The sequence below is a fragment of the Tolypothrix tenuis PCC 7101 genome, from assembly GCF_963874875.1.
Taxonomy (GTDB): Bacteria; Cyanobacteriota; Cyanobacteriia; order Cyanobacteriales; family Nostocaceae; genus Aulosira; species Aulosira tenue.
In genome coordinates, this window is the sequence record NZ_CAWNJS010000001.1 from 1,593,650 (window position 1) to 1,615,416 (window position 21,767).

At 40.1% G+C, this 21,767-nt stretch carries 16 protein-coding genes; 15 read left to right on the forward strand and 1 reads right to left on the reverse strand.

Annotated features, from left to right (window positions below):
• Positions 1-139: 139 nt before the first annotated feature.
• Positions 140-355 carry a hypothetical protein gene (locus AACU25_RS06470; protein WP_190445868.1) on the reverse strand — a complete coding sequence of 72 codons (216 nt, stop codon included), beginning with the start codon at positions 353-355 and terminating at the stop codon, positions 140-142.
• Positions 356-1,498: 1,143 nt separating this feature from the next.
• Between AACU25_RS06470 and AACU25_RS06475 the strand changes: the two genes are divergently transcribed.
• From AACU25_RS06475 to AACU25_RS06545, 15 genes are all read left to right on the forward strand, one after another.
• Positions 1,499-4,282: a hypothetical protein gene (locus tag AACU25_RS06475; RefSeq protein WP_096574427.1), complete on the forward strand. Its 2,784-nt coding sequence runs from the start codon at positions 1,499-1,501 to the stop codon at positions 4,280-4,282.
• Between the two features lie 785 nt (positions 4,283-5,067).
• Positions 5,068-8,154 (forward strand): calcium-binding protein, encoded by a 3,087-nt coding sequence (locus tag AACU25_RS06480; RefSeq protein WP_096574428.1) that lies wholly within the window; start codon positions 5,068-5,070, stop codon positions 8,152-8,154.
• A gap of 378 nt (positions 8,155-8,532) precedes the next feature.
• Complete coding sequence (gene sufU, locus AACU25_RS06485) at positions 8,533-9,000, forward strand: Fe-S cluster assembly sulfur transfer protein SufU (RefSeq protein ID WP_321206791.1); 468 nt, start codon at positions 8,533-8,535, stop codon at positions 8,998-9,000.
• A gap of 565 nt (positions 9,001-9,565) precedes the next feature.
• Positions 9,566-10,447, forward strand: a complete 882-nt coding sequence (locus AACU25_RS06490) for an FAD binding domain-containing protein (protein WP_096574430.1) — start codon at positions 9,566-9,568, stop codon at positions 10,445-10,447.
• 205 nt (positions 10,448-10,652) lie between these two features.
• Entirely contained in the window at positions 10,653-11,642 is a 990-nt protein-coding gene (locus tag AACU25_RS06495; protein WP_096574431.1) for a zinc-binding dehydrogenase, read from the forward strand.
• Positions 11,643-11,651: 9 nt separating this feature from the next.
• Positions 11,652-12,221: a DJ-1/PfpI family protein gene (locus tag AACU25_RS06500; protein WP_096574432.1), complete on the forward strand. Its 570-nt coding sequence runs from the start codon at positions 11,652-11,654 to the stop codon at positions 12,219-12,221.
• Between the two features lie 24 nt (positions 12,222-12,245).
• Entirely contained in the window at positions 12,246-12,680 is a 435-nt protein-coding gene (locus tag AACU25_RS06505) for a VOC family protein (RefSeq protein ID WP_096574433.1), read from the forward strand.
• 124 nt (positions 12,681-12,804) lie between these two features.
• A complete protein-coding gene (locus AACU25_RS06510; protein WP_096574434.1) occupies positions 12,805-13,482 on the forward strand; it encodes a TMEM175 family protein in 678 nt (225 codons plus the stop codon).
• A 150-nt stretch (positions 13,483-13,632) separates the two neighbouring features.
• Complete coding sequence (locus AACU25_RS06515; RefSeq protein WP_096574435.1) at positions 13,633-15,447, forward strand: AGE family epimerase/isomerase; 1,815 nt, start codon at positions 13,633-13,635, stop codon at positions 15,445-15,447.
• Positions 15,448-15,535: 88 nt separating this feature from the next.
• The gene (locus tag AACU25_RS06520) at positions 15,536-15,868 is read left to right on the forward strand and encodes an anti-sigma factor antagonist (RefSeq protein WP_096574436.1); all 333 of its coding nucleotides are present in this window, start codon (positions 15,536-15,538) and stop codon (positions 15,866-15,868) included.
• A 48-nt stretch (positions 15,869-15,916) separates the two neighbouring features.
• The gene (glgX, locus tag AACU25_RS06525) at positions 15,917-18,037 is read left to right on the forward strand and encodes a glycogen debranching protein GlgX (protein ID WP_096574437.1); all 2,121 of its coding nucleotides are present in this window, start codon (positions 15,917-15,919) and stop codon (positions 18,035-18,037) included.
• Positions 18,038-18,128: 91 nt separating this feature from the next.
• The gene (locus AACU25_RS06530) at positions 18,129-18,467 is read left to right on the forward strand and encodes an anti-sigma factor antagonist (RefSeq protein WP_096574438.1); all 339 of its coding nucleotides are present in this window, start codon (positions 18,129-18,131) and stop codon (positions 18,465-18,467) included.
• A gap of 412 nt (positions 18,468-18,879) precedes the next feature.
• Complete coding sequence (locus AACU25_RS06535; RefSeq protein WP_096583543.1) at positions 18,880-19,296, forward strand: ATP-binding protein; 417 nt, start codon at positions 18,880-18,882, stop codon at positions 19,294-19,296.
• Between the two features lie 258 nt (positions 19,297-19,554).
• Positions 19,555-21,003, forward strand: coding sequence for a PP2C family protein-serine/threonine phosphatase (locus AACU25_RS06540; RefSeq protein WP_422641100.1), 1,449 nt, complete (start codon positions 19,555-19,557; stop codon positions 21,001-21,003).
• A gap of 130 nt (positions 21,004-21,133) precedes the next feature.
• The gene (locus tag AACU25_RS06545) at positions 21,134-21,760 is read left to right on the forward strand and encodes a Coq4 family protein (protein ID WP_422641101.1); all 627 of its coding nucleotides are present in this window, start codon (positions 21,134-21,136) and stop codon (positions 21,758-21,760) included.
• Positions 21,761-21,767 lie beyond the last annotated feature (7 nt).

The following is a 21,767-nucleotide window of genomic DNA, read 5'->3' on the forward strand; positions in this document are numbered from 1 at the left end:
CGGTCTTTGATAGTTATGGTAAATAAATTTTTGCGCCCTCTTTGCGATCGCGTCTTTGCCATTCTCTGTTGAATGGTGAAATCAGCTAAAACACATCTAAATTACATAACTACCCATGAAGGTATGCCTTCATCATTAGTCATTCGTCATTTGTATTTACATTAGACAAGAGACAAATGACCGTCTTAAACAGAGCGATGGAATATTTTTTTAGTTGGAATTGCCTAACTCTCACAGGCTGCGATCGCCAATAGATAACTGCATAGGAAAATATTAATTTAGTAATATTATTTACTGTAACATCAGCGTAAGCACTTATATAAAGTTTTAATAAGGTTAAAATTGATCGCCGCATGAGCGTGAATCGCCAGAATCCTCATCTTTTTTAGGTTTGACTCGATTTCTGTGCAGCGTTTTTAGATTTGCTTTATATTGATAATAGTGATAATACTGAAAGTTAATGAGTTTTTATACTTTATAAAATGCAACTTTTCTGGGGTTGGCATCTTGCCGCCCTGGTGATGTAATTAGATATAGAAGCTACCAAACTAATCAGTTTTTATGCTTAAATTTACATAAACTCAGCAGTATATCTCAGTTAGATTATACCTGTCTCAGTAATTACTAGGTCATCAATATTATTATGGCACCACTCAGGTAAATTATTATTCAATATCATCACCAAACCAATTGCTAGCAAGCTCTTCAATAAATATCTCAGACACCTTGTCATAGAGAGAAAATTCTATAGCGTTCATAGGTATCATAAATGTTATAATTCTGACTGTATTGACAGCATCTATCCGACAAGGTAACTCAATTACATTACTAGAACTATTGAAGGTATCAAATATCAAGCTAAAAGCGAGCAATTATCCAAGCATCAGCTATTTTTTTAGCTGCTGTTTTAGAGGGTAAAACACTAGTTGAAGGTATTGAGATATTGCCAATTTTTCGGAACATCATCACAAGAAAAGGTGAAGTTCCTGTAATGTGTATCTAAATTAACCTGTGCAACTAAATGTCCTAACTTAAAGCACAGGCGCAAAGCTGTACCAGATTCATGACTGCAAAAATTTGGTTTTAGTACATAGTATGCTATTTGCGGCTTGGTAATGTATAGAGAGCGTCTAAACAATTCCAAAGTAATAGAAAGAATGCTATTTATATTTTTGATTTTTCCTGCTTCCTGGCAATAATAGGTTTTACAAGCTTAGTTAAAACCTATTATAAAATTAAAAATTTTTAGCAATATTTTCGTTACTTGAGGTTGAGTTTTAGAGAATAAATTGCTCAGAGCTAAAAATTTTGAAAAACTACTATTTAGTAGATAAAGTACTAAAAATCAATTAAAAAATTAGCATGGTGATTTTTAATAATTGCCATGCATAATGCAATCACAGAACTTTATTTAATGATGATTTTGTAGAAACAATACTGGAGAAGTAGTAACTTTTTGGATTGTCAAATATCATAAATACTCAACAAAGAGGATAATATGGCTTACACTACCCAAGAACAAAACAATATCAATGTAGTTAAAGGCTTTTTCGCGTCTTTTCGCCAGAAAAATGCCACAGCGCTTAATCAATACATTGATAGCAATGTCACATCCGATGGCAGATTTATCATCGTCCGTGGTGGTAAAGAACTATACGATGGCTTAGACGCAAACAATCAAGTCGTATTTCAACTAGCTATTCCCGGTGGAGAGACACCACAAAAAAATCTCAATGATACCAATGCTTATGCTGATGATCGATTCTCTCACGAGCGCAATGCTCTGGTTCCAGAGACCACAGAATACATCGGCCCAGCAGGTGTTAAGAATTTTATCGCTGCGTTGGAAGCTGACTTTGACTTTAATAGCAAGTTTTTCCAATTCAATGACCTAAAATATATTGCCGATGGTAATAAAGTCGCAGTTTACGGCTACCTGCGGTACGTTCACTCGCGTACAGGTAACTTTGTTAGTACTCCTTTTGCCATCAACATTACGATGAGTAATGATGGCAAGATACAGCTATATCATTATTACGATAACTCTTTTGCTTACGCAGCCGGCTCCCGTGAAGGTGGCACTTGGCAAGGACAGTATGGTGTCAACCTATGGGAGCAAAATGCTAGCAGTCCTCTAGGAGCAATCCATCCCGTCAATATTCGCTGGGGTACTAGAGCCAGTGAAGCTTTAAATGGTGACAGTAACCCTAGTCAACTCAGAGATGTCATTTATGGTTACCAAGGCAATGACACTATAACTGGTGGTATCGGTGATGACTACCTCAACGGTGGTAGTGGTAACGATATTCTCAACGGTGGCGATGGTAATGATATTCTCTGGGGTGGTATTGGTTTTGATACTGCTACTGGGGGTGCTGGTAATGATTTCTTCGTGTTGTACTCCGATGCCAAAGTTGCTAAACCTGGTGACGAAGGATTCTTGACAGTTACCGACTTTGCCGATGGCGCAGATAAGTTGGTAGGAGCGCCAGCCCTTTTAGATTCGACAGATGGAATAAATGTCACTGAATTAGCGCCTAAAATCACCTTTAGTATGCTCAAAATTGAGCAACAGGGTGCTGATACAGCGATTAGTCTCAATAGCACAGGTGAAAAGCTAGCACTTCTGAAGAACATTAACGCTAGCCAAATTACAACAGATGACTTTATTGAAGCTGGCCCTCAGACTAAATCTACTGTTTTACAGGAATTTCCGGCTTTTCGCGGTTACCCAACCGACAATGCTGACCCAGCAAACTTTACTACACAAGCAGAAGCAGGTTATCGCCAAACAGTTCTTGGCTTCTTTAACGCTTTTGGCAACGGCACCATAATAGACTACATTGCTAATAATTTCGCCAGTGATGTTAAATACATCATCATTGAAAGCCAGAACTCCTATTTTGAAGAATACAATTCTGATATCAACGGTTACTCTGTATCTTTCTCTCACGAGCGTTTTGGCATCACCCCTCCCACTCAAGAATGGCAAGGAATTGCAGGTGCCCAAGCATTTATCAATAGTCTTGGTGAAGCTAACGACTTAACAGATTCAGTCACTAAGTTTTTGATTGATGATGTTTTCCAAAATGGGCCAGATTTAGCCTTATTTGGACGGTTTGAATATCGCGATAAAAATACCAAAAACGTTCATGATGTGCCCTTTGCCTACGACTTTCACGTCAACCCCACCAGTGGCAAAGTAGATTTTATCCATTTCTATGAAGATGCCTATTCTTATAGTATCGCTGCTCGTAAAAGTGGTACTTGGACTGCTAATTTAAGTGCAGATCAAACCGTTGATTTTACCTTTGGTACCACAGGCGAAGATGAAATTACTGGTGGCGATCGCAAAGACCAAATCTATGGCTATCAGGGTGATGATACCATCAATGGTGGAAAAGGTAATGACACCTTGATCGGTGGTGGCGGACAAGATACTTTTCTTTTAGCTGCGGGTCAAGGAACTGACACAATTAATGACTTTGAAAAAGGTGCTGACAAAATTAAACTGCTCAAAGACCTGAATTTTAGTCAGTTAACCATTACTCCCACTAGCGGGAATGTAGAAATCAAAGTAACTGCGACTAACGAAGTCTTAGCTGTAGTTAAGGGATCAGTGCAGCTTGATGCATCTGACTTTATCGCCAGTCTCAAGATTGGCACACCAAATGCAGATGATCTTTTTGCTGGATTAAATAATTTTGATGGTAACGCCAACGTCGTGTTCACTGGCGCAGGTGATGACAAAGTCGATCTCAGTACTTCCAAAACTGGGCGTAACCGCCTCTTTGGTGGTAGTGGTGGCGATGAGATATATGTAGGCAAGAACGATCGCGTGTTTGGTGGTTCAGGTAATGACACCTTCGACGCTACTGATGGTCAAGGTGGTAACCGCATCTCTGGTGGCGTTGGCGATGATACATTCTTCCTGCGTGCAGGCGATCGCGCGCTGGGTGGTGAAGGTAATGACATATTTATTCAGATCGGCGATAAAGACAAGACTCTGATATACGGTAATAACATCCTGACTGGTGGTGCTGGTGCCGATGAGTTCTGGCTGGTGAATGCGGAAATCCCAACTGCTCCTAACACCATCACTGATTTTGTACTAGGCACAGATATCGTGAAAATTAACGGCTATCAAAAAACTGACCTCACCTTTACCCAAGATGCTCAAAGCAACGCCATTCTCGCTGTCAGTGGTACTAATGTTGCCACATTCTTGGGGATTACCCAAGCTCAACTACAAACCGAAAGCGCTAAATTCGTGTTTGCCTAATCTCAAATTTGTGAGTTTGCTATTATTACAAATTCAATTGTGAATTTGATTTAATTTTTAAGCCCGCTTGTACGGGCTTTTATTTTTTCTACGTGTATTAATAGGCTATTGAAAGTATATATAAAGCGTTGCTTAATTAAATACCTTGCAAGTAATTAACTATTTAGCTATTCAGAAAAATATCAATACTAAAACTCTCTCCACGTCTTCTATAGATTCAATGTGATGACTGGAGTTAGAACAGTTGCAAAACAGCATGATTTTTTTTCAGTACTGATTGCATAAATCTATTTTTAGATGTTGATAATTTAAATAATGGTGAGTTACGCCAATTCAAAATTTCCCATTAATAAACCTCGAAACCATCTAAGTTTTGGGGTTTGAATGTGTTGTCTAATTGGCGAGAATTGGCGTTAACAGTCTTTATTTTGTATTTTTACTGCTGCTTTTTAGCACAAATTACGAGGTTCAGATGCACAAAATAACACAGTAAAATCCCACGGTCAAGAAGTTACCAGTAAAAGAATCCTTTAACAATCAGGGTTCAGGCTTTCGATAAATTTATTCTGGTAGATTTCAGAAATACAGCACATTCGGTCTGTAGTCTATATAACCCCCAATACAATCTCAAATTTATTCCAGATATTTACTTTTTAATGATGCAACAGCACTAGGAAACTTTGGGATAAAGCTTTCATGGGTTTTTTCGCTTTGAAAATCTCTGTAATTCATGGTGTTTACCAAGACAGTACACACAACACACTAGACGGAGTTTATTTATTAATATGACCGGATATAGCTTAGAAGAACAAAAGCATATACAGCTATTAGAAAATTTCTTTAAAGCGCAAAAAGACGGCACTATATCAGAAAAAGCGGCTAATTTCTTTACTAACAATGGGCGATTTATCTTTATCCGTGGAGGTGAAGAAAGGTTAGGGAGAGGAGATGAAACAGGCCCGGAAAGTCTCATTTCTAAAACTCCCACAAAATATTCAGATTCCAAAGGTGGTTTACCACTTAAAGGACTTAACTTTCTCACTTCTGACCCATCCAAAGGGATATTTAACCTTTACGATGTCAAAGTCGTTCCTAGAGTTGGTGGTTATACAACAGAAACTACTCAGCAAGACACCAATGCTTACACAGATGCATCTGTAGCTCATGAAACTCGTGACTTGATTCCATTTAGTGACAACTTTGTTGGGCCGGATGGAGTAGTTGATTTTTACAAAGACTTTTTCAATAACTTTGAAATAGTTTCCTTTATCACCAACACAGATGAATATGCTGCTGCTAAGGGTAAAACTTCACCATATCCCTATGGAATAATTGCCAATGATGATAATTTGGCAGTATATGGGGAATTTGAATTCCGCAACAAGTTTACCGGAAATACTGCTAGGTCACCTTTCCGTATTGATATTGAGTTTGAAGATGGTTTAGAAGGAAAAATTAAAACCTATCACTTTTGGACAGATCCTCATACTTTAGCCGCATCTATGCGTGAAGGTGGAACCTTTAGAGAACAATATGGTTTGCAGGTCACACCAATAATTAAAACTGGGCCAAATTCAGAAGATTTTCGTTTTCCGACGGTTCCTGAATTAAACCCAAATGACTATGTACAGCATCCATTATTTGGTCGTCAATACGATCCCAAGGGCTATCTGATTGATGAAAATGGCAATCCTGTTAACAATAACCCCTTTCAACAAGGCAAAATAGATGAACGACTATTTTTGCCACTTTATATTCAATGGGGTACTGGTAAGGATGACCTCCTCACAGGCTTTGCAGATAAGACAAAGTACTACGACCCCAACTATCCCAACGACCAACTATATGGCTTACAAGGTAACGACACCTTAATTGGTTTGGAGGGTGATGATGAGTTTTATGGGGGTAGTGGAAATGATGTGATAGATGGTGGTTCAGGTAATGATTTGATCAATGGTAATACAGGAATCAATACCCTCACAGGTGGTTCTGGAAGAGATACATTTATTCTTGATGATCTATTTGATTTGACATCTGAACCTACAACTTCTACAATTACCGACTTTTCTATTGCTGAGGGTGACAAAATCGGTCTAGGGGGAACATTAACCTACAGTAAATTAACTATTTCTGATGGTGTTAATGGTGCAGAAATTAAACTGACTGGTTCAAATTTACCCACTTTAGCTATTGTTAAAAATGTCACTGCTGTTCAGTTGACAGCAGATAAGTTCCAAGAAATTAGACCAGATTTTCAAATCGGTGTAACCACACCAGATAATGTGATTGGGGACGCAAATGAGAATAAATCTCTAGTACTTGGTTTCTTCCAATCTTTCTTTACTGGTGACATCTTTAAGTACATTAAAGAGAATTTTACTCAAAACTCTCGTTACATAGTTATTCAAGGAGAAAATAACACCTATACATCAGACGATGCATTTTCTGCTGAACGCTATCGCATTACACCAACTACAAAAGAATGGACTGGGATTGATGGCGCTCAAGGTTTTATTTTCAATCTCTTCCAAGTAGTTGATGTTCTAGGAACACGCTGGCCAGATCAAGCACCAGCTACTAATTTTTATATTGAAAAAATTGTTCCTGACTCCGCAGACCCCGATAATGTCGCCATCTTTGGACGGTTCTTGTATAGGAATAATAGTACCGGGATTCTCACAGATGGGCCGTTTGCTTACAACTTCCACATTAAACATGAAGTCGATCAAGCTACAGGTCAACAAGTCGCCAAGATTGATACAGTTAGCTTCTTCGAGCAGTATAACGCCTTCGGTTATTCATCCCGTCAAGGTGGGACTTGGACAAGAAATTATAATGGCAAACTAACCAATATTTATTGGGGTACAACAACCAAAGACACTATCGATGGTAGTGACATTGAAGATATCATCTCTGGATATCAAAGCAATGACACAATTAATGGTAAAGCTGGAGATGACACCATATATGGTGGTGAAGGCGATGATACGATCGCAGGTGGTTTAGGTAACGATAATATCTGGGGAAATCCTGGTAAAGATACTTTTGTATTTGCTGGAAATGATGGCACTGATACCATTAATGACTTTGAAAAAGATCAAGACAAAATCAAACTCTTAGATGATTTGTCTTTTGATCAGTTAACCATTACTCCTACTAATGGGAATGTCGAAATCAAGGTAACTGATACTCAAAAAGTCTTGGCTGTAGTTAAGGGTGGAGTTCAGCTTGATTCATCAGACTTTATTGCTAACCCACAAAAGCAAAATTTTGGTACTCCTAACGCAGATACCTTAATTGCAGGACAATCAGAATTTAAGGGTAACCGGGAAATAGTTTTCACCGGCGCAGGTAATGACGAAATAGATGTTACTACTTCGCAAATTGGGCGCAACCGCATTTTTGCTGGTAGCAATGACGATATTATCTATGTCAGCAAGAGCGATCGCGTGTTTGGTGGTTCCGGTAACGACACCTTTGATGCTACCGATGGTCAAGGCGGTAACCGCATTTCAGGTGGCGTTGGCGATGATACCTTCTTCCTGGGTGCAGGCGATCGCGCTTTGGGTGGTGAGGGTAACGACATTTTCTATGTTCAGAGTGGCGGTAATAACATCCTGACTGGTGGTGTTGGTACCGATCAATTCTGGGTGGTGAATGCGGAAATCCCAAATGCTGCGAACACCATCACTGATTTTATACTAGGCGCAGATGTCGTAGGAATTGGCGGTTATCAAAAAGCTGACCTTACCTTTAGCCAAGATGCTCAAAGCAACGCTATTCTAGGTGTCAAAGGTACTAGTGTTGCCACATTCCTGGGGATTACCCAAGCTCAACTACAAGCCGAAAGCACTAAATTTGTATTTGGCTAATCTCAAACTTGATTGTAAATTTGAGTTAATTTTTTAGCCCGCTTATGCGGGCTAGATTTATATCTATAACAACACTTTTTAGAGGGTCTAAAAAGGCATTTTTGGTTTAACTTTGTAAATCACTTAATAACTATTTGGCTATTCATAAATGTAATAATTTATATTAACAACCTCATCTATTAGAGGAAAATTAATTGCAATACTGGCATTCCATAAGTCAGCTAGAGTCCAATTTTGCTAGCTGAAAGCTATTCATATCAGGCAAAATATCAAGATGCTAGAATTTCGCTAGCAATGATTGAAAAATTTACATTCACTGGGAATGAATAGTGTTATATTACACTCGTCTCATCTAATTACTAGATCCTTAAAAGTGAAATGAGTTCCCAAAGGGCAATGGCCTCTCCGGATAATCAGCGACACACTTTCGAGCAAGTAATTCAGGAACGCTCTAAAAAACCTAGGTATAGGGGTACAACAATCCCAGTTCATCGCTATCACAAGTGTTCTAACCCCTATTGTGGCGACAATATCGAACTAACTTTAAAACTCAATCAAGCTAGCGACACTATTGAGGAGATTAAATTCCAAGGTGAAGGTTGTGCTATCTCCATCGCGTCAGCTGATTTAATGGCTGGTTATGTTCAAGGGAAAAGCATTAGCGAAGCCCTCAAGATGATCGAATCTTTTCATAGCATGATGCAAGGAGAAACTGAATTTCCCAGAGAATTACAAAAGCTCAATCTTCTTAAAGGAGTATCTAACTTTCCTTTGCGAGTTAAATGTGCAACCTTGGGATGGAAAACGCTGAAAGCAGCAATAGAATCCTCAGCACCTATGACATAGTTATGCTTTTTCTGGGCGTGACTTTCGTTTTCAACTGTGATAAATAATACAGCAGGAGTAAGAAAACCTTTCTGCTCTACTTTCTATTCTCAAATTTAGAAAAGTTATATTCAAATACAGTTATGAATCTTTAAAGTAATTCAAAAAATCGCTAGATGGCAAGAGAATATTGATTTATATCCTTTTAGTTATCTATAGGTGTATAGCTAGCCGGGGTCATGGAAAAGTACCAAGCCGTGATTTAAGCTGATTAACTAAAAGTTAAATGTTTGATAAATGAAGTAGCATAAAATCTTAAATTGAGAATTTTGAGATCTGAATGTAAAAATGATTTATTCGCATACGAAATATTAAAAATATAGAAAATCTTAAGGTTTTCTAGCTAGAAATATTAACTCGAGAAACCGCATAATTTCTATTAAATTCTTATCAGAACTAAAAACAAATATTAGCAGACACCTGATAAAATAATTACCCAGTACATAGATGGGGAAATTTATCGGTATCAAAATCATTTAGTTCAGCCCTGATGTTTAAACAGCCATAATCAAGAGTAAAAATTAATATGCTTCCCGTTCAATTTGACTATGTAGCGCCAGAAAGCCTGGAAGCTGCAGTAAAGTTCTTGAAAGATAACGCCGAGGCTTTGATTTTAGCTGGTAGTCACAGCCTGATTGCAGAAATGAAGCGGGGTAGTATTTCTCCTTCCCATCTGGTAGATTTAGGTAAAATTCGCAGTTTGCGAGGAATTAACCATCAACCAGGTAATATCCTCCAAATTAATGCCATGACTACTTATGCTCAAGTAGCAGCATCCCGCGAAGTTCAGGAGAATTATCCAGTGCTGTTTGAGGCTATTAACAACATTGGAGACGCTCAAATCCGTAACTGGCAAACAATTGGTGATGTTTTTGCCTATCGCGATCTAGCTTGTGATTTCACAGCAGTAGCTTTAGCACTAGAGGCAACTTTCAATACTCTTGATACAGAAGGTAGCCATGAGATTGAAGCAGCACCATTGATTGCTAAAGCTTTTCAAAATAATTGGCAGTTAAAAGAAATTGTCACAGCAATTAATTTACCAACTGATGCTTCTACTAAAGGTAGTGCTTACCAAAGTTTTAAGCATCCTGCAACTGGCTATACTCTTTGTGGGATTGCCGTCGCTGTTGGTGAAATCAACAATGGTATAGTCGGCAAATGCCATGTGGCAGTGACTGGTGCAACCCCTTATGCTGTCAGACTAACTGCAGTCGAGGCTGCTATAGAGGGTAAAGCACCCACAGCAGAAAATATAGCAGCAGCCTCTACATTGGCAAAAGCAAGTGTGGATTCTATATTAGGCGATCGCTATGCTTCTGCAGAATATCGTGCCCATCTGATGGAGGTCAACATCAAACGCACCCTGATTCGCGCCTTAGAAAGAGTTGGTATTGTAGTTGTTTAACTTCAATTTTATTGATTTTCCTAGGTTCTACAGCCTATTGGAGTTATAAACCAATACTGGACATATAAATAAAAACCAGACTTTCCGTAAAGTCAGACCGAGAAATTGTAGAGAAGAAAGAAAAACATTATTTCCCAGAACTTGAGGATAGCGGTAACTGAATTGTCTACTAATCAAAAGGGTAGCTGAGGTGCAAGCAGAGTTAATGAAAGCACTGATTCTCGACCGACCAGGTTCTCCAGAAACCCTCCGCCTTGCCCAAGTACCTCAGCCCCAACCCGCAGAGGGAGAAGTTAGAGTTAAAGTCAAGGCTGTCGGCTTAAATCCAGCAGATTATCAATTTATGGGGCGGGGATTTCCTAGTTGGAATTATCCCTTTATTCCTGGTCTAGACGTGGCTGGTACTATAGATGCTATTGGTGCCAATGTCACAGGTTGGGAAATAGGCGATCGCATTTATTATCACGGCAATTTCTCTAAGCCAGGTGGGTTCGCCCAATGGGCCATTACCACCGCCCATACTATTGCAGCTTTACCCAATCATCTCTCTTTTACTGCGGCTGCGGCTTTACCTTGTGCCGGGTTTACCGCCTACCAAGTTCTTTATCGCAAATTACATATCCAACCAGACCAAACCATCCTGATTCATGGAGGTGCGGGAGGGGTGGGAGGCTTTGCTGTGCAATTAGCGGCCCTCGCCGGACTCAAGGTAATTTCTACCTGTTCTAGTCGTAACAAAGAATGGGTACGTCAACTAGGCGGTAGTGAAGTCATTGATTACAACAGTGAGGATGTTAGCGCTAGAGTCAGGGAAATTACCCAAGGACGAGGCGTTGATGCGATAATTGATACGGTCAGTTCAGCTAATGCCACCTCTGGACTAGATTTGCTAGCTTTTGGTGGCAGTATTGCCTGTGTAGCAGGATTACCTGATTTCAGCCATTTACAATCCTTTGGCAAAGCCATTTCTGTGCACGATATTGCTTTAGGAATGGCTTATTTATTAGGTGATCTGAAATCCCAAGCAGAACTAGCAGAAATTGGTAGAGAGTTAGCGAAATTAGTTACCCAACATCAAATTAATCCTATCCTCCAAGAAGTAATTTCTCTAGAAGAAATTCCTCAAGCATTAGTGCGTCTTGCTGGTCGCCATGTCAGAGGAAAAATAGTTGCTCAAATAGATCCTGAAGGTTAAGCCAAAATTATGAAACTCAAAGGAAAAAAGATTGGTATCCTAATTGAAAGCGACTTTTACGAACATGAGATTTGGTATTACAATTACCGCTTTCCCGAAGAAGGTGCAGAATTGCATTTTCTCAGTCGCCTTTGGGGTCAATCATATCTAACTTTCAAAGGACATGAATATCATGCACCCTTTGAGTGTCACAAAAGTTTTGAAACTATAGATGATGAAGAACTTAAAACCTATGCGGCAATCATAGTGCCATCAGCAATGGTTTCTGACCGCTTGCGATACACAGAAGATGTGACTCAACTTCCTCCCGCCTGTGAGTTTCTTAAAAGAGCATTCGCAGACAAAAATATTCTCAAGGGAATTATTTGTCATGGTATGTGGTTAGTATCTCCCGTACCAGAATTAGTCAAGGGTCGCCCCGTAACTTGTCATAACAACCTGCATGGTGATGTAGTAAATATGGGCGCTATCTATACCAACGAAGATGTCGTTGTTGATGGTGATTTAGTCACAGGGCGTAGTGGCGGTCATGCTCACTTATTTGCCAAAAAAATCATTGAAATTCTAGCAGAACGTTAAGAAAAATTAAGGATAAAACCAGTTATGGGTTTACAAATTTTTTCTCAGGTTGCACTTACTTGTAAAGATCCGATCGCCACTGAAAAATTTTACAGCAAATATTTTGGCTTTAAGCGCGCTAGAGTCGCAAAACTCCCTGATGGCGACCAGATAGTTTTTATTAAAATGGCAGATAGTGCCTTTTATTTGGAACTATTTAAAGCCAAAGAAGAATCTCCCGTACCACCACCAATTAATGACGGGCCGCAATACCCAGGAGTACGTCAATTAGCTTTTAAAGTTGATAGCGTAGATGGCAAACTTGCAGAAATGGGAGGCGATGCCAAAATTACCCTTGGCCCTCTCAATTTTGATGATTATATTCCTGGCTGGCGTACTGTTTGGGTAGCCGATCCAGATGGCAATATTGTGGAAATTAGCCAAGGTTTTACAGATGAAGACAATCCTCCGCCACTCTAATTTGGTTGAGGCAATCATCAGAGTTTCACAGTTTTGCGTAGAACTTTAATAATTTATACTTTTCCTACATTATGTATGCCATACTGACACAAAATTAGGAAGAGGATTCAGGAGATCGCTACTAATGTCTAACGAAGACAACACTGTTAAAAATGAAAAACCAGGGGCGGCTTTTCATGGAAATGAGCGCATAATAGCCTTAAGTGATGGCGTTTTTGCGATTGTCATCACCTTGTTAGTGCTAGAGATTAAAGTTCCCCATATCGAACCAGATTTGATAGATAAAGAACTGCCTCATGCACTGATGCATTTGTTACCAAAAATTATTGCTCATATCATCAGTTTTATTGTCTTAGGCATTTATTGGATCAGTCATCACAACACATTTATGCACATCAAACGCCATGATAGAGTCTTGTTATGGCTAAATATTCTCTTTTTGCTATGTGTTGCTTCGATGCCTTTCCCCACAGCTTTACTCAGCGAGTATCCTAATCAACGAATTGCAATCATTGCCTACGCTTCAACTTTAGTCATGGCTGGCATAGCTATGGATGTAATGTGGTGGTATGCTTCAACTTATCGCCTCTTAGATGAGACTCAAGAGGATAAAAACTTTATTGCTTTTGTTCACCGTCGTAACTTAATTGCACCCCTAGCTTATTTATTTGCTATCGCCGTATCTTTTGTCAGTCTCACATTAGCAAAATTAGTTTTTATCATCGTTGCCTTGTACTACATATTGCCAAATCCCTTAGACCGCAAGCGTCTTCAACAATTATCCCGTCGTTTTGATCGCTAACTGAAGAATAAAGGATGAACTCTGTTCGCGCAGCGTCTTTGATAGGAGAAGGTTGCAGTATATACAACTAAATCCAGGCGGGTATAACGATTTTTTTCATCCTTTAGCCTTTCTCTCATCCTCCTCTAAAATTTCTTGGAGAAGCCTACCATGAGTATCAATTTCCCCTTCTCAGATTTGATCGCTGGCTACGTTACTCACTATGACGCAAATGGCGATGTGTTTGGACTCAAAACCTCTGATGGTAGAGAGTTTAAAGCCAAACTGAGTCCGATGGCTTATGCCAAACTAATTCAGAATTTTGACGAAGGCTACCCTGATGCCACTGGTAGCATGAAATCTATGCTGGCTCCAGGTAGATTTTTATTTGCCTACGGGGTATTTTATCCAGATAGCGATTTATTTGATGCTAAACAAATAGTATTTGCTGGTCGGCAAAAAGGCGATTACGTATTTGAAAAACAAGATTGGTGGATTAAGCAAGTTAATGCTTTGGGTAAGTTCTACCTCAAAGCTCAATTTGGCGATAAAGAATACGACTATCGTAACTATCGCACCACTCTGAGTTTGAGCGGAGTTCTATCAACTACCAATTTCCGTCAAGAAACCGATACGATTTCCCGCCTAGTATATGGTTTCGCCACAGCTTTCTTGATGACTGGTAATGATAGCTTCTTAAGGGCCGCCGAAAGAGGTACCGAATACCTGCGCGAACACATGCGGTTTGTCGATTCAGACGAAGGCATTGTCTATTGGTATCATGGCATTGATGTAAATGGCGATCGCGAAGAAAAAATCTTTGCTTCCGAATTTGGGGATGACTACTACGCGATTCCCGCCTACGAACAAATTTATGCTTTAGCTGGCCCCATCCAAACCTATCGCTGTACTGGCGATCCCAAAATTATGGATGATACCGAGAAGACTATTAAGTTGTTTAACAACTTCTTCTTGGATAAAGGCCCAGAAGGCGGATACTTCTCTCACCTCGACCCCTTTACCTTAGATCCTCTCAGCGATTCCCTCGGCCATAATAAAGGCAAAAAGAACTGGAACTCTGTTGGTGACCACGCCCCAGCTTATCTAATTAACCTGTGGTTGGCTACAGGTAAGCAAGAATATGCCGATATGTTGGAGTATACCTTCGACACCATCGAGAAACGCTTCCCAGATTACGCCAACAGCCCATTTGTCCAAGAACGTTTTTATCAAGACTGGTCTGCTGATACAACTTGGGGTTGGCAGCAAAATCGGGCTGTAGTTGGTCATAACTTGAAGATTTCTTGGAACTTGATGCGGATGCACAGCCTCAAAGCCAAGGAAGGCTATGCTAACTTAGCCCAAAAAATCGCTGATATCATGCCTGGGGTAGGTAGCGACCAACAACGTGGCGGTTGGTATGACGTTGTGGAAAGATTGCTAGGAGAAGGCGAAAAACATTATCGCTTTGTTTGGCACGATCGCAAAGCTTGGTGGCAACAAGAACAAGCCATCTTAGCTTACTTGATCTTAACTGGCATTGTGGGTAACAAAGAATATCACCGTTTAGCTCGTGAATCCGCAGCCTTTTACAATGCTTGGTTCCTCGATTTAGAAGAAGGAGGCGTTTACTTTAACGTTCTCGCCAATGGTATTCCTTACCTAGCTGGTGGTAACGAACGGGGTAAAGGGTCGCACTCCATGAGTGGTTATCACTCCTTTGAGCTATGCTATTTAGCAGCAGTTTATACCAACTTGCTAATTACTAAACAGCCAATGGACTTTTACTTTAAGCCCATTCCTGGAGGCTTCCCTGATAATATTCTCCGAGTATCACCGGATATTTTACCACCTGGAAGTATTAAAATTGGCAAGTGTGAAATCGACGGAGAACCTTATAGCAACTTTGATGCTCAAGGTCTAACTGTAACTTTACCCAAAACAAACGAACGGGTGAAAGTTAAGGTGCAGATTGTACCTGTGTAGCTATAGATGAAACAATGGGAGTAAGAGAAAACCCTTCTCTTTATTCCCATTCCTTCATTACGAATTCAGTGGAACTTGGCAATAAATCATGGAAATTAACATCAAGACAATTGAAGACGTAAAGGTAGCTGAACTTACAGGTGATGTAGATGCAAGTACAGCACCATCTGTTACTAAAGAAGTTTTACCTTTGGCTGAACCAGAAAGTAAGATTCTTCTCGATATGACTGGGGTACCTTATATGTCCAGCGCTGGCTTGCGGATGTTGCTGTCCCTATATCGCCAAGTCACTGCTAAAGAAGGCAAGCTAGTACTGGTTGGCTTAACTGAAGATATTCGAGATACCATGTCAGTCACCGGATTCCTCGACTTTTTTACAACTAGCGAAACTATCGATGAAGCATTAGCAATACTGACATAGGAGGATTGGCAGTGACTGCTGACAACGGGAAAATAAGGACAAGTAACAATGGAAAGAATTGATATTCATCCAACGCATACTTATGAAGGTTTTAAATTACGTAACGGCAAACCATTCCCGTTCGGTGCAACTTTAGTACCGGGAGGGGTTAACTTTTCTATTTTTTCGAGTCAAGCCACATCCTGTACTTTAGTCCTATTTAATAAGCACGCCCAAAAACCGTTGGTAGAAATTCCTTTTCCAGAGGAGTTTCGGATTGGTAATGTCTATTGCATGGTCGTATTTGACCTAGATTACGAAAATCTGGAATACGGCTATCGCATGGACGGGCCAAAGAATTTCCGTGAAGGGCATTGGTTTGACAAAAGTAAAATATTGATGGACCCCTACGCCAAAATTATTGGCGGTCGGGATGTTTGGGGAGTTACTCCAGATTGGAATGATATCTATCACCATCGAGCTAGAATTGCCTTTGATGATTTTGATTGGGAAGATGACCGTCCGCTAGAAATCCCACCATCAGATCAAATCATCTATGAAATGCACGTCCGCAGCTTTACCCGTCATCCTTCCTCGGGAGTCAAAGATAATCATAAAGGAACATTTGCCGGAATTCGGGAAAAAATTCCTTACTTAAAAGAATTGGGTGTCAATGCGGTGGAATTGATGCCCATTTATGAATTTGATGAGTTTGAAAACAGTCGCCCTAACCCGCAAACAGGGGAAACTCTTTACAATTATTGGGGTTATAGTACAGTTGGTTTTTTTGCTCCCAAAGCTGGTTACGCAGCTACAGGTAAATTTGGGATGCAGGTTGATGAGTTGAAATCTTTAGTCAAAGAATTACACAAAAACGGTATTGAAGTAATTTTAGACGTAGTATTCAACCACACTGCGGAAGGTAACGAACACGGGCCAACTATTTCTTTCCGAGGCATTGACAATAAAACTTACTATATGCTGACCCCTGAAGGGTATTATTATAACTTCAGTGGTACTGGTAATACTCTCAATTGCAACAACCCCGTAGTGCGGGGGATAGTACTAGATTGTCTGCGTTACTGGGCATCAGAATATCATATAGATGGCTTCCGGTTTGACTTAGCCGCCATTTTAGGGCGCGATCCTTGGGGCGCACCTCTAGCAAATCCACCGCTGCTAGAATCTTTAGCCTTTGACCCGATTTTGGCTAAATGTAAACTGATTGCGGAAGCTTGGGATGCAGGCGGTTTATACCAAGTAGGTTCTTTCCCTGCTTATGGACGTTGGGCAGAATGGAATGGTAAATACCGTGATGGTATCCGTAAATTCTTAAAAGGAGATGGTAGCGTTGGCGATGCAGCTCAACGTTTACAAGGTTCTCCCGATTTATATGCTTGGTCTGGTCGCGCGCCAGCAACTTCTATTAATTTCATTACTGCCCACGATGGTTTTACCATGATGGATTTGGTTTCCTATAACGGGAAACATAATGAAGCCAATGGTGAAAACAACAACGATGGCAGTAATGATAATGATAGCTGGAATTGCGGTTGGGAAGGGCCAACCGACGATCCAGGAATTAACGCCTTACGTCATCGCCAGATTAAAAATGCTGTGGCGATGCTGATGGTGTCTCAAGGTGTGCCCATGATTCTCATGGGTGATGAAGTGGGACGCACTCAAAAGGGCAACAATAACACTTATTGCCACGATAATGACTTGAACTGGTTTGATTGGACATTGCTAGAAAAGAACGCAGATTTGTTTAAGTTTTTTAAACACTGCATCGCCTTCCGCAATGCTCATCCAGCGTTGAGAAATGAATGGCATTTCCAAAATCGGGATTATGTAGGTAGTGGCTATGCAGATATTACTTGGCATGGTACTCAAGCCTGGAATGCCGATTGGTCTGATTCCTGTAAGACTTTGGCGTTTATGCTTTGTGGCAAACACGCCAAACAGGGAACAGTAGCAGATAACTACATTTATGTAGCGATGAATATGCATTGGGAATCTGTTTGGTTTGAAATTCCGCGATTGCATCCGGGGATGAAGTGGCATATCTTTGCTAATACTGGTGCCAACCCAGCAGAAGCTAGCTGGGAACCCGGTAAAGAACCAGTACTAGAAAATCAAGCTGCATTGCTGATGGGCGATCGCTCTGTGGCAATTTTAGTAGGTAAATAGGTTAAAAGTTGGCAAAATTCAATTGCCATTTTTTAACCTTTTATCTTTGGTTAATCAATCACAACTAAGAACTTATAACTCAAAAAAGATCATGGCTTTTTCAGCAACTCTCGAAACAGTTGGTAATGTCGCTAAAATCACCTTAGCTGGCGAACTAGATGCGAGTACCGCACCCGAATTTAAGCAGAAAGTTGAGGAGGCTGCAGCACAAGAACCCAAACGGTTAGTGCTAATTCTCAACGAATTGGAATATATGGCCAGTGCCGGATTACGGGTGTTAATCTTTGCTAAACAAAAGATGGGTAAAAATGTTGATATGTATGTAGTAGGAACTCAGGAAATGGTGCTGGATACTATCACCAAGACTGGCTTCCATCACAGCGTGATTGCGCTGGATGAATATGACGCATCTGTGATAGAAAACGTCTAGATGGCAAAAATGAAGTGTGAAGTAGAATTTTTATCCTTTACACTTCAAACATTTTTTTCTAAATAATTGAGAAAATTAGCAAAACCAGATCAGAAAGTTGTCTGAGTTGGCATCTGTTGCTAAATTTTAGAGAATTGGGATTATTGATGTTTCGTTGATTGATCAAGGTTGGTGCATCAGGGCTGCTTTGAAGAAACATCGTACGCAACAGTGAAATTAATCATCAAAATATTGGTTTAGGCAGAGATATTTGAGAACACAAAGCAATATTTTGCTACTTCAAATATAAAATGCTAATACTTTGTTGAATATTGGGAATCCTAATTACAACAAAGCAAATAAATGCAAAATACTTCAGCCATTGGACAAAAAGATTCATCTTTATGCTGATTCAGCAAAGGAAGTGCTAGGTATGACAACTTTAACTTTACCAGGAACTCTCGACTCTTTAGGCGCGATCGCTAAATATGTCATGGAAGCAGCACAAACAGCTGGTTTGGATAAAAAAGCCGCCTATAAGCTGCGTTTGGCAGTGGATGAAATTGCCTCTAATATTATTATTCATGGCTATGAAGAAGCTCATTTAGAAGGCGCAATAGATCTGTCTGCTGACATTAATGAGTCAAGCTTAACCATTATTATTGAAGATACAGGCGCTAAATACGATCCTTATGAAACTGTAGCTGTAGAAGAAGAGCAATTGAAAAAGCCCTTAGACGAGAGACCTATAGGTGGGTTAGGAGTATATCTCGCAATTCAAGGTGTGGATAAGTATCTTTTTGAGCGTGTTGGCAACCGCAATCGCAATATTTTTGTGGTTAATTGTTGAACAAACTCCAACATCCAAAGTTACATTATTAACAACCTGATATAAGCTATATTAAGGTATATATATCTTACATGGCTTGAATATTAGGTGTTACAGCTGTTGCCAAATTTTTCAGTAATAAGTATTATTGAAAACACCAGCTAAGAATACACTTGCTTATTTGTTAAAATATTTGCTTTACCTTATCTTAAAAAATCATTCGAGTCAAATTTATTTTCAATTAACAGTTTTAATCCCTGTGTAGGTAACAAGATGGGCGTGCAAAATCAATTCAAAGAATGTGATGAAGATGAATTAGAATCACTGCGCCAAGAGGTCGCAGAACTGAAAACAGCACTTAAAAATGAAGAAGCCGCTTTCCAAGCTCAATCAAAACTACTCGAGAAGTTCGTGATGATGGCACGTTCTTCTACGGAGGAAGTGCTAAAAACAGCATTACAAATGACATTAGATGTCGCCGCCGATCAAACAGCTTCAGAAAAAGGCAGTCTCTTTTTACTTGAGCCTTCAGGGAAAGTATCTGACGCAATTCTGTCACGCACTGAAGTTACAGCAGAACAGAGAAAACGTCTCATTGGTACAGTCATAGATAAGGGTTTAGCAGGCTGGGTAATCCGCCATCGCGAGCTAGGATTAATTGATGATACCGAAAATGATGATCGCTGGCTGACCTTACCCAATCAACCTTACGTTGTGCGTTCTGCCTTGGCTGTGCCGATTCTTCGGGGAGATGAATTACTAGGGATTATCACCTTACTACATTCTGAACCAGGACATTTTAGCCATGAAGCAGCTAACCTCATGCAGGTGACAGCCGATCAGATGTCCTTAGTTTTAGAAAATGCGCGGCTTTACTCAAAACTAGAGAAATATTCTAAAGCTCTAGATGCAGAAATGGAAAAAGGGCGGCAGATTCAGATAGATTTTCTGCCCTATGAAATGGTGAAGCAGCCCAATTGCGAGATTACAGCTTGTTTCTATCCTGCTCGTCAAGTAGCTGGCGACTTCTATGATGCCTTTGAGCTGGATGATAAACAAATAGGATTAGTGATTGCAGATGTCTGCGATAAAGGCGTAGGTGCAGCGCTATTTATGGCTCTAATGCGGAGCTTAATCCGGATTTTTTCTGCAGAAACTCAATTACGCGGTATCGCCCACGAAATTCTAGAACAGCATAAACCGCTTCCAGATGGGTGGATTGGAAAATCTATGTCTGCTAACTTAGCTCACCTGAATGCGCTGCAAGCAGTTACCCGAACTAATGAATATGTCGCCGAAAACCACTGGCAATTGAGTATGTTTGCTACGCTGTTTTTTGGAGTGTTAGAGCCGGATACGGGCATACTCACTTATATTAATGGCGGACATGAACCACTATTTATTTTGGGTGAGTCTGGTATCAAGAAAACTCTGAAATCTACAGGGCCGGCTGTGGGGATGATGGCGGGGATGAAATTTAAAATTCAGCAAGTGCAGATGGAGCCGGGAGATATCTTAATTGGTTATACGGATGGTGTGACTGAAGGTAAAAATCCTGATGGCGAGCTATTCACCGATAAAAGATTGCGATCGCTCTTAGAACAACCATGTTCTTCAGCTTGTGATTTGTTAGAGCGGATTAAAACCCATTTATTCGCCTTTATTGCTGATGCACCACAGTTTGATGATATTACCATGCTGTCTGTGCGTTGGAATCCGGTGAAGTGAGTTCTGAGTAAGTTTATTCTGCTTGATATGAAAAGTGTCAGAGTTAGCGATTAGCGATCGCAGTAGACTCAAGAAATACAGCTACCTATCTAGTTGACACAGTGTATGCTTGTCATTGCGAAGGCTCGCAATGACAAATTTTATGATGTTGAGCAAACTCAAAGCTATTTTTGCTGCCAAAAACTCTGGGAATTTAGGCGATTTTGCGATTCTCAAGTCGGATTTCTTGGGTGCAAAAGTTGCTCCCGAAGTCGCTGAAAAATTGCGATCGCTTGCAGGATATCATCCGCCAATCGATTTAGCAAAATTAATTCAGTACCCTCAAGGTTCCTTTGGACGAGAGTACGCCGAAAACATGAATGCTAACCATGTCCAGCCATTAAATGTTAGCCCTGAACTTGATGAGGTAGCTAAACGCAATGTTTTTGCTTTGCGCTATGTCGTCACTCACGATATTTTTCATGTTTTACTCGGCTTTGATACTACCTATGCTGGAGAAATTGGCGTTTTGGCTTTTGCGGCTGCTCAGAACTACAGCAAATCGCTAAAAATTAGTTTGTGGTTAGCAAGCTTACTCTATCCAATTTTGGCTCCTCAACAATTTTCAGAAATTTTTGTTAACCTGCAAAAAGGATATCAATTAGGTAAAAAAGCTGAGTTTCTCCTCAGTTACCGCTTTGAAGAGCATTGGGAAGAGCCAATTATTGAATTGAGAAAACATTTAGGTTTATCTCCAAATTCCCCAATCTCATCTTGAATTTAGC